Below are 15236 nucleotides of genomic sequence, written 5' to 3' on the forward strand. Positions count from 1 at the left end.
GCAGCTCTGAGTTGTTGATTCTCGAACCACTGTTTTGTCGTCCGAACGGCGGTATGAGAACAGCGCGTTTTACTCCAAGATCCACCAGGTTTGCAGCTATTAAACGGGCGGGGAGTGTTGACGGTGCGCGGTCGTGAGGACCAGCGAGGCATCGACCGGTTCCGCCTACGCAACTGGCGGTTGCGGAGCAAGCTCGCAGTGGTGTTGCTAGTTCCGGCCCTGAGCACCGCGACTCTCGCGGGCCTGCGGCTGAACACCCAGCTCGACGACGTCGAACTCTTCGACAGCGTCCAGCGCGAGCTCGCCGTGAGCCACCAGGCCGCGAAGGTGGAGAACGCTCTACAGGTCGAACGTGACTGGGCAGTCCAGTGTGTGGCCGCCGGCCGGCAGAACGCGTGCCCCGAGCACGCCGCCCGCAACGGCCTGACCGACACGGAACTGGGCAAGTATCGGGATTCGGGTGCGACGGCCACGGCCTTGAGCGCGCCCCTGCAGGAAGCTTTCACCAAGTCGCTGCAGTCCCTCGACGGACTGGCGAGCTTGCGCATCACCGTGCTGAGCACCAAGTACCCCGACGTCGCGGTGGTCAGCGCGTACAACCAGGTCATCGCGTCGCTCACGCAGGTGCACCGCGCTGCGATCTCGAGCCTCAGCGAGCCGGAGATCGTTCCGCTGGCGACCGCCGCGCAGGCGCTCTACAGCGCCCAGGAACAGCTCGGCCAGCAGAACGCGATCCTGACGTCCACCGCGCTGCGCCGGAACTTCGCTCCCGGTGCGGCGGACGAGCTGCGTGCCGCGCAGTCTCGTCTGGACGCGGCGTTCACGGAGTTCAACGACGTGGCGTCGGCGGCGAACCGGCAGAAGTTCCAGGACGTCGTGTCCGGTGCGTCCGTGGACGGTCGCAACCGGCTCGTGAAGCTCGCGCTCGCGCAGGACGCGGCCGGCAAGCCGGTGTCCATCACGGACGCCGAGGTCCTCAAGATCGGTGAGGACACCGCGGGCCTGGTTCGCCGGATCGCGGTCGACCTGGAGGGTCAGGCCGACGCGACGACCACCCGCCTCGCTTCCGAGGCGCGCGGTTCCGCGTGGCGTGACGCGGCGCTGGTCGCGATCTCGCTGCTGATCGCGTTCGGTCTCATGGCGATGGTCGCGCAGTCCATGCTGCGGCCGCTGCGACTGCTGCGTCGCAGCGCGATCGACGTGGCCCGCAACCAGCTGCCCGAGGCGATCAAGCGAATCCGTTCGCACCGCGAGCCGGAACGTGCCGCCGAGGAGGCGATCGTCCCGGTGCCGATCAACACGACCGAGGAGGTCGGTCAGGTCGCGCGGGCGTTCGACCTCGTGCAGCGCGAAGCGGTCCGCCTCGCCGTCGAGCAGGTGGCACTGCGCGCGAACGTCAACGACATGTTCATCAACCTGTCGCGGCGTTCACAGGCGTTGGTGGAGCGGCAGATCAGCGTGATCGACCGGCTCGAGCAGGACGAGCAGGACCCGGACCACCTGGCGTCGCTGTTCGAGCTCGACCACCTCGCCACGCAGATGCGCCGCAACAGCGAGAACCTGCTGGTGCTCTCCGGCACGACGGTCAACCGCCGGGTCACCCGCCCGGTCGCGATCGCCGAGGTGCTCGGTGCCGCCGTGTCCGAGGTGGAGAAGTACGCGCGCGTCCAGATCGCGCCGACGCCGGAGCTCATGGTGCAGGGCCGCGTGGTCAACGACCTCGCGCACCTCGTGGCCGAGCTGCTGGACAACGCCACGGCGTTCTCCAAGCCCACCACCAAGGTCACGGTGCGAACGATAGAGACCCGCAAGGGCGAGGTCGCGATCCGCATCCACGACCGCGGTGTCGGCATGCAGGAGAACGACGTCGTCGAGTTCAACGCGAAGCTCGCCGAGCCGCCGGAGGTCGACGTCTCCGTGGCCCGCGAGATGGGCCTGTACGTGGTCGGTCAGCTCGCGAAGCGCCACGAGATCCGCGTGACGCTCGGGAACAACGACGACATAGAGGGTGGTGTCACCGCACAGGTGATCCTGCCGGTCTCCTTGCTGCACAAGGGAGCCGCGCCCGCTCTGCCGTTGCCCGCCGCACCGGCGCCGTCCACGACCGAGACCACCAGCACGGGCGAGGCCCTGTCCGGTGTGCCGAAGTGGACGCCAGAGCACCCGCTCGTCGTGCCGGGGCCCGCCACCGCGGACGACAACTCCGGGCGGCACCGCATCGAGCAGACGTCGACCGACGGCCTGTTCACCGCGCGGATCGAGGCCTCGGAGGACGCCGCCGAGGACGGGTACTCCTACGAGCCGCCCGTCGAACGCCCGGCCGATCCCGCCACGGAGATCTTCCCCGCGATCGTCGACGAGCCGTTGATCTCGCACGACGACCTGTCGAGGTGGTTCCAGACCCCCTCGGCACCCGAACCGTCCATGAGGGGCGTTCCGTCAGCGGAGCCGGAACGCGCCGCCGCCTCGCACGAGGAGGAAGCGGACGACGCGGAGCCCGCCACCGTGAACGGCCTGCCCAAGCGGCAGCGTTCGGCGGAAACCGTGAAGATCGAGGCACCGGCGGCGGTGCCGCGCGCGGTCGCCGACTACGCCGAGTCCGACTGGGGAGCGGCGGACGAGGGCTGGAAGGCCGCAGGTGCGCTGGAGGACAAGGGCGCTCCCGCGACGACCACGGAGAACGGTCTGCCCAAGCGCGTCCCGAAGGCGCGCCTGGTTCCCGGTTCGCTGCCGAAGCCGTCGTCGCCGGCCCCCCAGCTGGCGACCGCAGCCGCCATCCCCGGCCGGTCGGCCGACCGGTTGCGCCAGCGGTTCGCCACGTACCAGAAGGGTGTCCAGATGGGCCGTGAGTCGCTCTTCGACTCCGCCGTCGGAGGCATCCCCGTGATCGCAGAAAGGGAACGCCAGTGACCACCGCGACTGAGGAACTGGACAACTTCAGCTGGCTGGTCGAGGACTTCGTCAGCAGGGTGGCCGGTGTCGCGCACGCGATCGTCGTCTCCGCGGACGGCCTGTTGCTCGCATCGTCGGACCGGCTCCCGCACGACCGCGCCGAGCAGCTCGCCGCCGTCTCGTCCGGTCTGGTCTCGCTGAACCTCGGGGCGGCGCGCTGCTTCGAGGCCGGTGAGGTCAAACAGACCGTCGTCGAGATGGAACGCGGCTATCTTTTCCTGATGTCCATCAGCGACGGGTCCTGCCTCGCCGTGCTCGCCGCGCCCAACTGCGACATCGGCCTCATCGGTTACGCGATGACCCGGCTGGTGGAACGGGTCGGTCTCCAGCTGACGCCGGAGATCAGAGCCCAGCTGCACGTCTCCATGCGAGCCTGAGTAGAGAGAAGTTCCCATGAGCAACGGTGCTCCGGGTCGTCCGGGGTCACCTGGGGCGGACCTGAGCGTGATGTCGTCGAAGATCGTCGTCGCGGGCGGATTCGGTGTCGGCAAGACGACGTTCGTGGGGTCGGTCTCGGAGATCACCCCGCTGACGACCGAGGCCGTGATGACCCAGGCATCGGTGGGCGTCGACGATCTGTCGCACGTGCCGGACAAGGTGACCACCACGGTGGCCATGGACTTCGGCCGCGTGTCGCTGGACAAGGACCTGATCCTGTACCTGTTCGGCACGCCCGGTCAGCACCGGTTCTGGTTCATGTGGGACGACCTGGTCCGCGGCGCCATCGGTGCCGTGGTCATGGTCGACACCCGCAGGATCGACGAGGCGTTCGCGCCCATCGACTTCTTCGAGGACCGGGACCTGCCGTACGTGATCGCGGTGAACTGCTTCGACGGCCTCATGCACCACCGGGCCGAGGAGATCAGGGACGCGCTGACGATCAGCTCGGCGGTGCCGATCATCCCGTGCGACGCGCGGAACCGGCAGTCGACGAAGCAGATCCTGATCGCGTTGGTGGAGCACGCGTTGCGCCAGCCTTCGTTCGCCTAGAGTTTCGCTCCCGCGGAAGACGGGGCCGGCGCCTTGTGCGCCGGCCCTTTTCGCGTTCGGCCTTCCGGTCCATCAGAACCAGTCGCGTGTGAACAGTTATTCGCCCATCTGGCGGCGGCCTGTCCGTGGCCGGTCGTCGCCGGAAATCCAGTAGTAGGGCACGTTTCCCCTCCCCGCGCCGCACGTCGGAGGGTGTGGGCGGGTCGATCACCTACGAAGGCTCTTGATCGTGCCAGCGCTGCTTCACACTTGACTCTTCTTGTGCGCCAACGGCTCGGCGATACAGTCGGGGTGCAATTACCCTGCATTGCGAGGAGATTCCTGTGTCCCTGCGCAAAACAATCGGTGTGGCAGCCAGTGTCGTCGCCATGTCGGTCGGTCTCATCGGCACCGCGGAGGCCGCGCCCCGCATCGTCACCTACAACTCGAGCAACACCGGCGAGTTCCAGGCGGCGATCGACAGGGGCGCGCAGATCTGGAACGCCAGCGTGGTGAACGTGCAGTTCCGCAAGGTGACCGGCGCTGCGAACGTGACGGTGAGCGTGGACAACCAGTGGCCCCGGGCCTACGTGACGAGCCTCGGCCGCGGCCGGTGGGTCATGGGTCGCCAGGCGGTCAACGAGGGCCACGACACCGTGCGCATCTCGTCCCACGAGTTCGGCCACCTGCTCGGCCTGCCCGACCGCAGGACCGGCCTGTGCACCGACCTGATGTCCGGCGCCAGCGCCGGCACGTCGTGCAAGAACCCCAACCCGAACGCCAGGGAGAAGGCCGAGGTCGAGGCGAACTTCCGCACGATGGTGACGGTCAAGGCCACGACGTTCGAGGACGCCGCCTGAACGGCTGCCTGAACGGCTGACGAGCGGTTGTGGTCTCCCTGACGGCCACAACCGCTCACCGCGTCACCACCAGGTCGACACCGAGCGCCTGGAGCTCGTCCGGGTCGCCCGGCCCGCCGATCACGTGCACGCCGGCCGACCGCAGCAACGGCACCATCAGCGCCAGGCCCTGGCGCGCCAGGCGTTCCGACGGCGGTCGTGCCAGCCGGACGCCCCACACCGGACTGCGGTCCACAGTGGACAGGCCGGCGAACCCGCCGCCGAACTCGTGCAGCAGCACGTGCACGCCCATGTCGTGCAGCACCTCGAGGTTCTCCTCGCCGTCCGGCATCGACCGGACGTCCAGTGCCAGGAACAGCGGCGAGGCCGGGAACGAACTGGCCCGCAACGTCGACCGCACGTGCGCCGTCAGGTCCGGGTCCCGCGACTGGTCCCGGGACAGCCGGATCAGCACCGGCTCGCCGCGTGCGCACGCGTCCTGCAACACCAGCTGTCCCAGCCGCGAGGCCAGGCCTAGGGCGTCCGCGTAGGCGACGACGTCGTCGTGCCGGGTGGTGCCCCAGCGCAGGGACGCCTCCACGAAGGCGAGGGTGCCCGAGATCCACGACACCGGCGCGTACTCCACGGTGATCTCGCCGTTCTCGAAGGCGCCGGGCATCGCGGCGATCCGCGCGAACCGGGTGCGGTCGGCGGCGTCGGCCTCGTGGTCGTAGATGCCCCACTGCCTCTTGCCGCCCGCCTCGGCTCTGCGCAACGTCGAATGCGCGCGCCGCAGCACGGTCGTGGGATCCACGCCGGGGCCGGAGGTGTGCACGAAACCGATCGACGTCGACACCGCGACGCCCGCGCCCTGCAGGTACACCGGCTCCGACAGTTCCTCGTCGATCATCGCCGCCAGCGCCGCCACGTCGGGTGAGCCGTGGATCAGCACGACGAACTCGTCACCGCCGACCCGCGCCACCACCGCGTCCGGCAGCGCGAGCCGCAGCCGGCGGGCCACCTCGACCAGCACCGCGTCGCCCGCCGCGTACCCGAGGCCGTCGTTGACGATCGTGAGGCTGTCGACGTCGAGGTATCCCAGCGTGTACGGCTCGCCGCTCGCGAGCGCGGATTCCAGCTTGTCGGTGAACGACGCCCGGTTCGGCAGTCCGGTCAGCAGGTCCGTCAGCGACTGGTGCCGCAGCCACTCCTGCAGCATGCGCTGCTCGGTGACGTCCTCGATCAGCGCGACGTGGAACTTCGGCAGCCCGTCCGCGCCGCGCAGCACGGACAGCACGACGTTCGCCCACACCGTGTCCCCGTTGCCGCGGGCCAGTTCCCACTCGCGCCGGTCGGTGTCCACAGAGGACGCTGCCATCCGGTGGCAGGCCGCGGCCAGCGCGATCGCGTCCGGCTCGGTGAAGAGCTCCTTCGGCATCTCCTCGTGGCCGAGGATGGCGGCCAGCGCCTCGTTCGCCTCGACGACCGTGCCGTGCAGGTCGAAGATCGCGATGCCGACCGCCGTCGTCGCGAACACCTGGGCGAACCGGGCCTCGCTGTCGTGCAGGTCGCGCCGCGCGTCCTCGACCGCCTTCAGCAGCGAGTTCTTGACCTTCTCCTGCTCGGCGAACAACTGGTCGCGGGTCGCCCGCACGTACCCGGACGCAAGCGCGCCGAGCACCTCGGGCGAGAACTCCGGCCCGAGCACCTCCAGCGTGCGCCGCAACGAGTCGGGACCGGTGAAACGCTTGCGCACCAGCCATTCGCCGATGGCCACCGCCGCCTGCCCGGCACGCAGCCGGGCGGCGTGCTCCTCGAGGTGCTGCGTCAGCTTCCGCCGGGACATCGGCGAGTACGCGCTCTCGATCAGAACAGCCGCCCAGCGCTGTGCGAGGGGCGAGGGGGACATCAGGGCTTGCGACCGACCGCGGCGTAGAGGTTCGCCTTCGACGGTTCGGCGCCGACGTCCTCGGGGGTCTCCGGCCGCCACTGCGGCGTGAACACGATGCCGGGCTCCACGACCTCCGTGCCCGCCAGCATGTCCGCGACCTGGGCCTTGGTGCGCGGCGTGATCGGCTCCGCGGTCTTCGCGAAGATCTCCCTACCGGCCGCCATGGCCGCCGGCATGCTGTCCGCCGTGAAGTGCGACAGCGCCAGGTACGACCCGGACGCGAGCGAGTCGACGTACCGGGACAACACGCCCCACGGGTCGTCCGAGTCCGGGATGAACTGCAGGACACCGACGACGAGAAGCCCGACCGGCTGGGAGAAGTCGAGGTGCTTCGCGGCCTGCGCCACGACCTTCTCCGGCTCGCGCAGGTCGGCCAGCAGCGCTGTCACGTTCGGCTCGTCCGCCAGCATCAGCTCGGCGTGCGTGATCGCGACGGGCTCGAAGTCGACGTACACGACCTTCGACTCGCGGTCGACCTCGTGCGCCACCTCGTGGACGTTGCCGACGGTCGGGATGCCCGAACCCAGGTCGAGGAACTGCCGGATCCCGAGGCCGGCCAGTTCCAGCACCGCGCGGCGCAGGTAGGCGCGGTTGAGCCGCGCCATGCCCCGCACCGGGAGAACCTTGATCAGCGCTTCCGCCGTCGCCCGGTCCGCCTCGAAGTTGTGCCCGCCGCCGAGCAGGTAGTCGTAGATCCGGGCGGAACTCGGGACGTCGACGTTGACACCTTCCGGAACCCAGCTGACTCGATCGACCACAGCACACACCTCTCGCGATGCGAATTCCGAGCGCCGACAACCCTACTGGCCGAGGTTGTAGGCCGAACGAGGGAATTGCTGTGTCACGCGAATGAGAGTCAGAGGATGAACCAATCGGTGCAACCACTTGCGAACCGGAACTTCACCGGTCCTCGTGGCGCGACCCCCATCACGAACATCCCCAGTTCGTCGACCGCCGCGGTCTCGTGGTCGCCGGTCGGCGTCACCAGCGTGACCGAACCGGACGCCGGCATCAGCTGGCCGGTGACCCCCGCCGCCGACACCTCGACCTGCAACATCACGCCCTCGGCGTCGAACACCAGCTGCCGCGCCGTCGCCGTCGACCGCGCACGGGCGAACAGCGTGTCGTCCAGCACCGAGTCGTACGACGTGATGAGCAGCAGCTCCTCGTCGATGGTCCGCCAGGTGAACGCGGCCTTCGCGGCCTCCACGAACTCCGGCGGAACGTCGTCCTGAGGTGTGCTCAACGCGTCGCGCAAGGCGTCGAGCAGTACTTCGTCACTGTCCCAGTCGTGCCGCACCCAGCACACCTCCTCTCTTCACCGGAGACCCCAGGAACGCCGAGATCGCGGGGGTCTTCCGCAGTTTCTCCAGGCAACGGATCCGCGTCGGGCCGATGCTGCCCACTGGCATCGCGAGCTCTTCGCTCACGACCTGGTAGCTCGGCGGCGGGTCCGCCATCAGCTTCCGCAGCAACCGCTTGCACTGGTCCGTGAGCTCCGCGAACCCGTCGCGCAACGCCTGCCGCCGCTCCACGGCCAGCAGGTCCGCCTCCACGTCCGCGTCCACCTGCTCCGACTCCAGCGCGTCGGACTCGGACAGCGGGTCGTAGAGGTGCGTCCGCTGCTGCACGCGCAGCACGCGCAGGCACTCGTTGCGGGTGGTCGTCATGATCCAGCCCGGCAGCGCCTCCGGCTCGCGCAGTCGTCCGATCTGCTCCACGAGCCGAAGCCACAGCGTCTGGTTCACGTCGGCCGCATCCGAAGGGCGCAGCCGGTGTTTGTAGATCACCGACACCACCAGCGGCGTGTAACGGTCGACGATCTCGTTCCACGCCGACTGATCGCCCTCGGCCGCCGCGCTCACGAGCGCGGCGATCGGGGATGCAGAGGTCACGTCGACTCCTTGCGGTCACAACTGGCGGAGGCCGAGGTTGCCTCGCAGATACAACTATTTGACGAAAATTCCGTAGCCGGGGTGGAACTCCGCGCCTGTCAGCAGCTTGTCACGCGCCTGACGTGCGTCGATGCCCTCCGAGACCATCGTCGCGGCGATCCGGCCGGTGACCAGAGGAGCCGCGAAGGACGTGCCGTACCAGTACGCCCACAGCGCGAACGGCGTGGCCGAGGCCTCGCCGGGCAGCTGCCACTCGCCCTTGAGGTAGGTCGAGGCGCGGTTGCCGATCGCGCAGGCGTCGACCCAGTGGCCGAAGTTCGAGTAGAAGGCGGGGCCGATCGAGCCGTCCCGCTCCTGCTGGGCGGCGGCGACGGCGGTGACCCCGCACAGCGCCGCGGGCCAGCTCGGCCGCTGCGTGCCCTGGTTGCCCGCCGAGGCCACCACGACGATGTCGTCGGGCAGCGCCTCGATCGTGCGCCGCAGCGGTTCGGAGGCCACGTCGTCCGCGGTGAAGCAGCCGAGCGACAGGTTGAGCAGGTTGATCTTCTTGCGGCCCAGCTCGGTGATCTTGCGGCAGATCCGTTCCTCGTCGCCGAAGCCGTTCGGGTCGAGGCCCGCCTCCGGGTCGAAGGTGACGCCGGGGGCCGCGTTCTGGATGACGCCCGCGACGAACGTGCCGTGCCCGCCCTGCAGCGCGAAGTTGTCGCCGCTCGCGTAGGCCGGGTCGACGTCGTCGGCCTCCTTGGCGTAGCGGCCGTCGAACCAGTCGGAGTGCTCGCTGTCGGCGCCCTGCGAGATGCCCGTGTCGATGATGCCGACGCGGACGTCCTTGAGGCGCTCGTCGAACTTCGGCGCGGAGATCGGGTCGGTGGGGTGGGGCCGGTCGCCCGGGTTGCCCATGACGAGGCCGCCGTGACCGACGACCACGTGGTGCGGCTGCACGAGCGGCACGCGCTCGTTCGGCCAGTTCCGCTGGTCGCGCAACAAGCGGACAATGCGGGGAATGTCCTCCGCGTTGTCTGGCAGCGTCAATCGCGCCAATCCGGCGAATCCCTCGCCGGGGCGGGCGATGATGTTGTTTTCCCGGAGCTTTTCGACGACCCGTTGTTGGTCCTCGGCTCCGACGAGCAACTGCCCGGGACGATAAAGGAATTCACGCCCGCGTTCGGCGTGGAAGCTGATGGTCTTGTCCTCGGCGATGAGCTGCAGGAAAGCTCTTTGGTAAAGCTCCGCGCTTTCTGGCGTTTTCGACACCACGGCCTCACTAAAGCAGCGTTGACGGGCACCCCGACCGAGCTTGATCAAGCTACCACAGCGGATAAAGTGTTGCCGTGACCGACTTTTGTGCGGAGGACGCGCTGGAGGCCAGGCAGCGCAACCCGCGCGCGGCCGTGGAGATGGCCCGCGCTGTGCTCCGCACGACGGAAGATCGTGCGGAATGGTCCATCGCCGAGCGCGCGATCGGCCTCGCGCTGCGGGAGATGCACGACTTCCCCGGAGCGGCCCGGCACCTGCGCCGCTCGATCAGGATCGCGTCCGAGGCCGCGCTGCCCCGGCTGACCGCGCTGGCCCAGATGAGCCTCGCGTGGGTGCTCGCCTACACGGGCAAGCAGAAGGCCGCGCTGACGCTGCTGGACGACGCCATGCCGTCGCTGACCGGCGCGGACTCGGTGGCGGCGCTGATGCAGCGCGGCGTCGTCTTCCACTACCTGACCCGCTACGACGACGCGCAGCGCGACTACACCGCGGCCATCGCCGGGGCCCGGCGCGTGGGAGACCAGCTGGTCGAGGCGCGCGCTCTCAACAACCGCGGCCTCGTGCGCGCGTACGTGGGGAACATGCGTGAGGCGTCGGCGGACTTCTCGCTGGCGGCGTCTCTTCTGGGTGAATTGGGTCAGGAACTCGGTGTCGCCGACGTGCACTGGAACGGCGGCATCATGGCGACTCGCGGCGGTGACGTGCCCGCCGCGCTGACGCTGTTCGACAAGGCGGAGGAGGTCTACCGCCGCCTCGACGTGATGCGCCCGGTGCTGCTGGTGAACCGCCTGGAACTGCTCGTCTCGGTGCCGCTGCTGGACGAGGCCCGTGCCGCCGCCGACCGCGCGATCATCGAGCTGAAGGCGTTGAAGAACCCGCTGGGCGTGTCGGAGGCCCTGTACTTCCGCGCTCGCATCGCCCTTCTGGACGACGACCCATCTGCGGCGCACGGCTTCGCCGCCGAGGCGCGCCGCCGGTTCCGCCGCGAGCAACGCCTGCTCTGGGCGGCCGGCGCGCGTTTCCTGGAGCTGCACGCGGCCGTGCTGCGCGGCGACCGCTCCCGCCCGTTGCGGCTCGCGTTGTCGCGCGTGGCCGCGGAGCTGGACGCGATGGACTGGCGGCTGCCCGCGCTGGAGGCCCGCATCGACGCGGGCCTGGTCGCCGCCGACCTGGGCCACCGCGCCCGTGCCGTCGCGGAGCTCTCGGTCGCCGCCTCGGCCCGGTTGCGCGGCCCGGCCGGTCTGCGCGTGCGCGGCTGGTACGCCGAAGCGTTGCGCCGCAAGCTCTCCGGCGACGTGCGGGGGACCTCGTCGGCGTTGCGGCGGGGGATCGGGCTGCTGGAGGAGTACCGCGTGTCGCTGGGCGCGGCGGAGCTGCGGGCGTCGGCGGGCGTGCAGGGCCAGGCCCTCGCGCTGGAGGGCCTGCGACTGGCCGTGGCGTCGGGCAACGCCGCGCGGGTGCTGTCGTGGACCGAGAGCTGGCGTGCCGGCGCCCTGAGGATGAAGTCCGTGTCGCCGCCGGACGACCCACGCCTCGAAGACGCGCTGGCGTCGTTGCGCGCGGTGTCCGCCGACGTCGAATCCGCCTTGCTGGCGGGAAAACCCGCTGGCTCGCTGCGCGTCAAGCTGGTCCGCGCCGAGCAGCGCGTCCGGGACCTGACGAGGCTGACGTCGGGTGAGGTCTCCGTCTTCAAACCGCCGCCGGTCGCGTCACTGGTGTCGGCCCTGGGCTCGTCGGCGCTGATCGAGTTCGTGGAGTACGACGGCGTGCTGATGGCCGTCGTCCTGGCCGGTGGCCGATCCTCGCTGCACTCACTGGGCCCGGTGGAGGGCGTGGTCCGCGAGATCCGCCTGCTCCGCTTCGCCCTGCACCGCCTGGTGACCCTGCCCCCGCAGCTGCCGAACCTGGCCGTGGCCCGCTCGTCGGCCTCGCACGCCGCCGCCCTGCTGGCCCGCCGCCTGCTCGACCCGCTGGCCTCTCGCATCGACGGCCGCCCGCTGGTGGTCGTGCCGACCGGCGCCCTGAACGGCCTGCCGTGGGCGGTGCTGAACCGCCAGGTGACCGTCGCCCCGTCCGCCTCGGTCTGGCTGCGCGCCACCTCGGTTCCCGATGCTCAGGGTGAAGCCGTGCTGGCGGCCGGCCCGCGGATGGCCGCCGCCCCCGCCGAGATCAAGGCCATCAGCGCGCACGTGCCGGGCCGCGTCCTGGTCGGCTCCGAGGCGACCGTGAGCGCCGTGGCGTCCGCAATGGACGGTGCCGCGCTCGCCCACATCGCCGCGCACGGCTCGTTCCGCATCGACAACCCGCTGTTCTCGGCCCTGGAACTGGCCGACGGCCCGTTGACCGTCTACGACATCGAACGCCTGCGCCGCCCGCCCACGCGGGTCGTGCTGTCTGCGTGTGACACCGGTCAGTCCGCCGTGCGCCCTGGGGACGAGTTGATGGGGTTCACGGCGGCGCTGCTGGGGCTGGGCACCCGGACGTTGATCGCGCCCGTGGTGCCGGTGCCGACCGACGGCACGGCTCCGGTGATGGTGGAGCTGCACCAGAAGCTCGCTGCCGGGATGGCTCCGGCGGAAGCTCTCGCCGCCGTGCAACGGGCTGCGGCCGACGACGCTGCTTACGCCGCCGCCGTCGGGTTCGTGTGCTTCGGCGCGGGTTAGGCCTTCAGCTCATTCCGGGCAGTCCATGCGGCTGGGACGGCCGACGAGGCCGTGGTCGCCGAAGTGGTAGCGGTAGCAGGCGGTGACAGCCGGGTCGTAGCTGAAGCCGGCAGTCAGCTCGTCGAGGTGGATGCGGACGATCAGCCGCCGGTTGGGCCGGTGCGGGTCGTACGGCTCGTTCGGGCTGGTCTTCAAGGTCACGTTTCTCACGATCTCGGCGCCGCAGACTTCGTTGTGCGTCCCGGTGTCCTGGCTTCCGGTGAGGCAGTGCACGGCGTCTTCGGCTGCTTGGTCCGTGCGCCAGTCGCCTTCCGGCAGCCAGATGAAGTACGCCACCGTTCCCGCCACCAGCGTGCCGGCGGTCCACACCACGATGCCCCCAGGCTTCATGGAAGCAACGCTATCGGCGCGAAAACCCTGAGCGCGCGAGTAGATGTACTCAAGCCATTCCAGAACTTGCGCGTTTCGCTTATGGTTGCTCGCCATGACAACGAGGTCGTGGTGGGGCTGGGGCACCGTCGAGGACGCCGTCACCCCGGAGGAACGCCGTGCGCTGGTCGAGCGGGTCCGGGCCGTGCTGCCCGACGCGGACCTGACGTTCCACGAGCCGCCCGATCCCGCCGCGCTCGATGTGCCCGCGTCGCGCATCGAGCCCACCGAGATCTTCTCGACCGATCCGATCGACCGGCTGAGTCACGCCCGCGGCCAGGCCTACCGCGACGTCACCCGCAACCTCGCGGGCGAGGTCGGGCAGGTGCCGGACGCCGTGGCCCGGCCTCGCACGGAGCAGGACGTCGTCGACGTGCTCGACTGGTGTGCGTCGCACGACGTGGCGGTGATTCCGTTCGGTGGCGGCACTTCCGTCGTCGGGGGAGTGGAGCCGCGTGACCTGGACCGGGTGGTGACGCTGGACCTCCAGCACCTGGACCAGGTGCTGGAGGTCGATCCGACGAGTCGTGCCGCGCGGGTTCAGGCGGGCGTGCTCGGGCCGTTGCTCGAAGCCCAGCTCAAGCCGCACGGGCTGACGCTGCGGCACTTCCCGCAGTCGTTCGAGTTCTCGACGCTCGGCGGCTGGCTCGCCACCCGCGCCGGCGGCCACTACGCCACGCTCTACACGCACGTCGACGACCTGACGGAGTCGCTCAGGGTCGTGACGCCGCAAGGGATCAGCGAGTCGCGGCGGTTGCCGGGGTCGGGTGCGGGACCGTCGCCGGACCGGCTCTTCCTGGGCTCCGAGGGCACCCTGGGCGTGATCACCGAGGCGTGGATGCGGCTGCAGTCGCCGCCGGTGCACCGGGCGGGCGCGTCGGTGCGGTTCGCGTCGTGGGAGCGGGCGGTCGAGGCGACGCGGTCGATCGCGCAGTCCGGGCTGCACCCGGCGAACTGCCGGCTGCTCGACCCGGCGGAGGCGTTCCTCAACGCGGGGTCGCCCAGTTCCGTGCTGGTGCTGGCGTTCGAGTCCGCCGACCACCCCGTCGACGCGCTGCTCGCCCGTGCGCTGGAACTGTGCGGTGACGGCGAGGTCGTCGAGGGGGCGGCGCGGCAGTGGCGGAAGTCGTTCCTGCGCATGCCCTACCAGCGCGACGCGATGGCCCAGCACGCGATGATCACCGAGACGTTCGAGACGGCCTGCACGTGGGACCGCTTCCCCGCACTGCACGCGGCGGTGACGGAAGCGGCGACCACCGCGTTGCGGGAGGTGTGCGGCATCGGCATCGTCACGTGCCGCTTCACCCACGTCTACCCGGACGGCCCCGCGCCCTACTACGGCATCTACGCGCCGGGCCGCTGGGGCAGCCTCACCGCGCAGTGGGACGAGATCAAGGCCGCGGTCTCCGAGGCGCTGATCTCGTCGGGCGGCACGATCACGCACCACCACTCCGTCGGCCGCGACCACATGCCCTGGTACACGCGGCAACGCCCGGACGTCTTCGGCGCGGCCCTGGCCGGTGCCAAGTCCGCGCTGGACCCTCAGGGCCTGCTCAACCCCGGCGTCCTCACCACACGATCGACCTGAGGATCAGCGCCGCGATGAACACCACGGTGAACGCCAGGTCCAGCCCGAACCCGCCGAACCGCACCGGCGGCAGCACCTTGCGCACCGGTGCCAGCACGGGCTCGGTGACACCGTGCGTCACCCGGCGCACCTTCCACACCCACTCGCCCCGTGCCTGCAGCGTGACCGCCCAGTCCACGATCATCCGGCCGATCATCACGAGGATGAACAGCGTCAACACCCAACCGACGATCCATCCGACCAAGCCGAACAAGATGGGCCTCCTCGTATGTCCTGTACGTCCATGAAGCCACATGAAACTGAGAGGCGCCTGGCAACTCGCTGAGACAACATTCAGCGCATGGCGTACGACGAGGGCCTGGCCCACCGCCTGGGAGAGTCGCTGGGCGACCTCCCGGACCTGAGCACGAAGAAGATGTTCGGCAGCCTGGTGTTCCTGTGGCGGGGAAACATGCTGGTAGGAGTGCTGGGCTCCGACCTGATAGCGCGCGTCGGCCCAGAGGCGCAGGCCGACGCGCTGGCCCAGCCGGGCGCCCGCGTCTTCGACTTCACCGGCCGGCCGATGAACGGCTGGGTGGTGGTCGGCGGGGAGGCGATCTCGGAGGACGAGGCGCTGGAGGACTGGATCGCGCGGTGCCGCGAGTTCGTGGAAGCGCTGCCGCCGAAGTGAGCTGCGGCCCGCAGCGCATGTCC

Annotated in this window: 15 protein-coding genes; 8 read left to right on the forward strand and 7 right to left on the reverse strand. The window is 70.0% G+C overall.

What is annotated here, in order from left to right; translation table 11 throughout:
* Window positions 1-123: 123 nt before the first annotated feature.
* The 4 genes from IEY88_RS36735 to IEY88_RS36750 all read left to right on the forward strand — a co-directional run bounded on the left by IEY88_RS36735 (window position 124) and on the right by IEY88_RS36750 (window position 4781).
* A complete protein-coding gene (locus IEY88_RS36735; RefSeq protein WP_229694100.1) occupies window positions 124-2910 on the forward strand; it encodes a nitrate- and nitrite sensing domain-containing protein in 2787 nt (928 codons plus the stop codon).
* Window positions 2907-3329 carry a roadblock/LC7 domain-containing protein gene (locus IEY88_RS36740; RefSeq protein ID WP_030468876.1) on the forward strand — a complete coding sequence of 141 codons (423 nt, stop codon included), beginning with the start codon at window positions 2907-2909 and terminating at the stop codon, window positions 3327-3329. The genes IEY88_RS36735 and IEY88_RS36740 overlap by 4 nt, the downstream gene beginning before the upstream one ends.
* 16 nt (window positions 3330-3345) lie before the next feature.
* Window positions 3346-3942, forward strand: coding sequence for a GTP-binding protein (locus IEY88_RS36745; protein WP_189159532.1), 597 nt, complete (start codon window positions 3346-3348; stop codon window positions 3940-3942).
* A 368-nt stretch (window positions 3943-4310) separates the two neighbouring features.
* Complete coding sequence (locus IEY88_RS36750; RefSeq protein ID WP_189159533.1) at window positions 4311-4781, forward strand: snapalysin family zinc-dependent metalloprotease; 471 nt, start codon at window positions 4311-4313, stop codon at window positions 4779-4781.
* A gap of 55 nt (window positions 4782-4836) precedes the next feature.
* Here the strand turns inward: IEY88_RS36750 and IEY88_RS36755 are convergent, their stop codons facing one another.
* The 5 genes from IEY88_RS36755 to IEY88_RS36775 form a co-directional block, all read right to left on the reverse strand.
* The gene (locus IEY88_RS36755; protein WP_189159534.1) at window positions 4837-6669 is read right to left on the reverse strand and encodes a diguanylate cyclase domain-containing protein; all 1833 of its coding nucleotides are present in this window, start codon (window positions 6667-6669) and stop codon (window positions 4837-4839) included.
* Complete coding sequence (locus tag IEY88_RS36760) at window positions 6669-7469, reverse strand: SAM-dependent methyltransferase (RefSeq protein ID WP_189159535.1); 801 nt, start codon at window positions 7467-7469, stop codon at window positions 6669-6671. Before IEY88_RS36760 ends, IEY88_RS36755 begins: the two co-directional genes overlap by 1 nt.
* A gap of 98 nt (window positions 7470-7567) precedes the next feature.
* On the reverse strand, window positions 7568-8011 hold the full coding sequence (locus IEY88_RS36765) for a hypothetical protein (protein WP_189159536.1): 444 nt from the start codon (window positions 8009-8011) through the stop codon (window positions 7568-7570).
* Window positions 7989-8606: an RNA polymerase sigma factor gene (locus IEY88_RS36770; RefSeq protein WP_189159537.1), complete on the reverse strand. Its 618-nt coding sequence runs from the start codon at window positions 8604-8606 to the stop codon at window positions 7989-7991. Before IEY88_RS36770 ends, IEY88_RS36765 begins: the two co-directional genes overlap by 23 nt.
* 54 nt (window positions 8607-8660) lie before the next feature.
* Entirely contained in the window at window positions 8661-9557 is an 897-nt protein-coding gene (locus tag IEY88_RS36775; RefSeq protein WP_229694101.1) for a S8 family peptidase, read from the reverse strand.
* On the opposite strand from IEY88_RS36775, the gene IEY88_RS44610 reads away from it, so the two are divergent.
* Both IEY88_RS44610 and IEY88_RS36780 read left to right on the forward strand, forming a co-directional pair.
* Entirely contained in the window at window positions 9519-9941 is a 423-nt protein-coding gene (locus tag IEY88_RS44610) for a hypothetical protein (protein WP_229694102.1), read from the forward strand. The genes IEY88_RS36775 and IEY88_RS44610 overlap by 39 nt on opposite strands.
* Window positions 9938-12526, forward strand: a complete 2589-nt coding sequence (locus IEY88_RS36780) for a CHAT domain-containing protein (RefSeq protein ID WP_229694103.1) — start codon at window positions 9938-9940, stop codon at window positions 12524-12526. The genes IEY88_RS44610 and IEY88_RS36780 overlap by 4 nt, the downstream gene beginning before the upstream one ends.
* Before the next feature lie 9 nt (window positions 12527-12535).
* Here IEY88_RS36780 and IEY88_RS36785 read toward each other — a convergent pair whose 3' ends face one another.
* Complete coding sequence (locus IEY88_RS36785; protein WP_189159539.1) at window positions 12536-12916, reverse strand: hypothetical protein; 381 nt, start codon at window positions 12914-12916, stop codon at window positions 12536-12538.
* A gap of 94 nt (window positions 12917-13010) precedes the next feature.
* Between IEY88_RS36785 and IEY88_RS36790 the strand changes: the two genes are divergently transcribed.
* A complete protein-coding gene (locus IEY88_RS36790) occupies window positions 13011-14543 on the forward strand; it encodes an FAD-binding oxidoreductase (protein ID WP_189159540.1) in 1533 nt (510 codons plus the stop codon).
* Here the strand turns inward: IEY88_RS36790 and IEY88_RS36795 are convergent.
* On the reverse strand, window positions 14524-14763 hold the full coding sequence (locus IEY88_RS36795) for a YggT family protein (protein WP_229694104.1): 240 nt from the start codon (window positions 14761-14763) through the stop codon (window positions 14524-14526). The genes IEY88_RS36790 and IEY88_RS36795 overlap by 20 nt on opposite strands.
* 120 nt (window positions 14764-14883) lie before the next feature.
* On the opposite strand from IEY88_RS36795, the gene IEY88_RS36800 reads away from it, so the two are divergent.
* Window positions 14884-15213 (forward strand): TfoX/Sxy family protein, encoded by a 330-nt coding sequence (locus IEY88_RS36800; RefSeq protein ID WP_189159542.1) that lies wholly within the window; start codon window positions 14884-14886, stop codon window positions 15211-15213.
* Window positions 15214-15236 lie beyond the last annotated feature (23 nt).

The organism is Lentzea pudingi, assembly GCF_014646255.1.
In the GTDB taxonomy this organism is placed as follows: Bacteria; Actinomycetota; Actinomycetes; order Mycobacteriales; family Pseudonocardiaceae; genus Lentzea; species Lentzea pudingi.

Bases quoted from the DNA above. Each gene is read 5' to 3' on its own strand.
- IEY88_RS36790 (WP_189159540.1), top strand. From the start codon at position 13,011: ATGACAACGAGGTCGTGGTGGGGCTGGGGCACCGTCGAGGACGCCGTC.
- IEY88_RS36750 (WP_189159533.1), top strand. From the start codon at position 4,311: ATGTCGGTCGGTCTCATCGGCACCGCGGAGGCCGCGCCCCGCATCGTC.
- IEY88_RS36745 (WP_189159532.1), top strand. From the start codon at position 3,346: ATGAGCAACGGTGCTCCGGGTCGTCCGGGGTCACCTGGGGCGGACCTG.
- IEY88_RS36800 (WP_189159542.1), top strand. From the start codon at position 14,884: ATGGCGTACGACGAGGGCCTGGCCCACCGCCTGGGAGAGTCGCTGGGC.
- IEY88_RS36785 (WP_189159539.1), bottom strand. From the start codon at position 12,916: ATGAAGCCTGGGGGCATCGTGGTGTGGACCGCCGGCACGCTGGTGGCG.
- IEY88_RS36755 (WP_189159534.1), bottom strand. From the start codon at position 6,669: ATGTCCCCCTCGCCCCTCGCACAGCGCTGGGCGGCTGTTCTGATCGAG.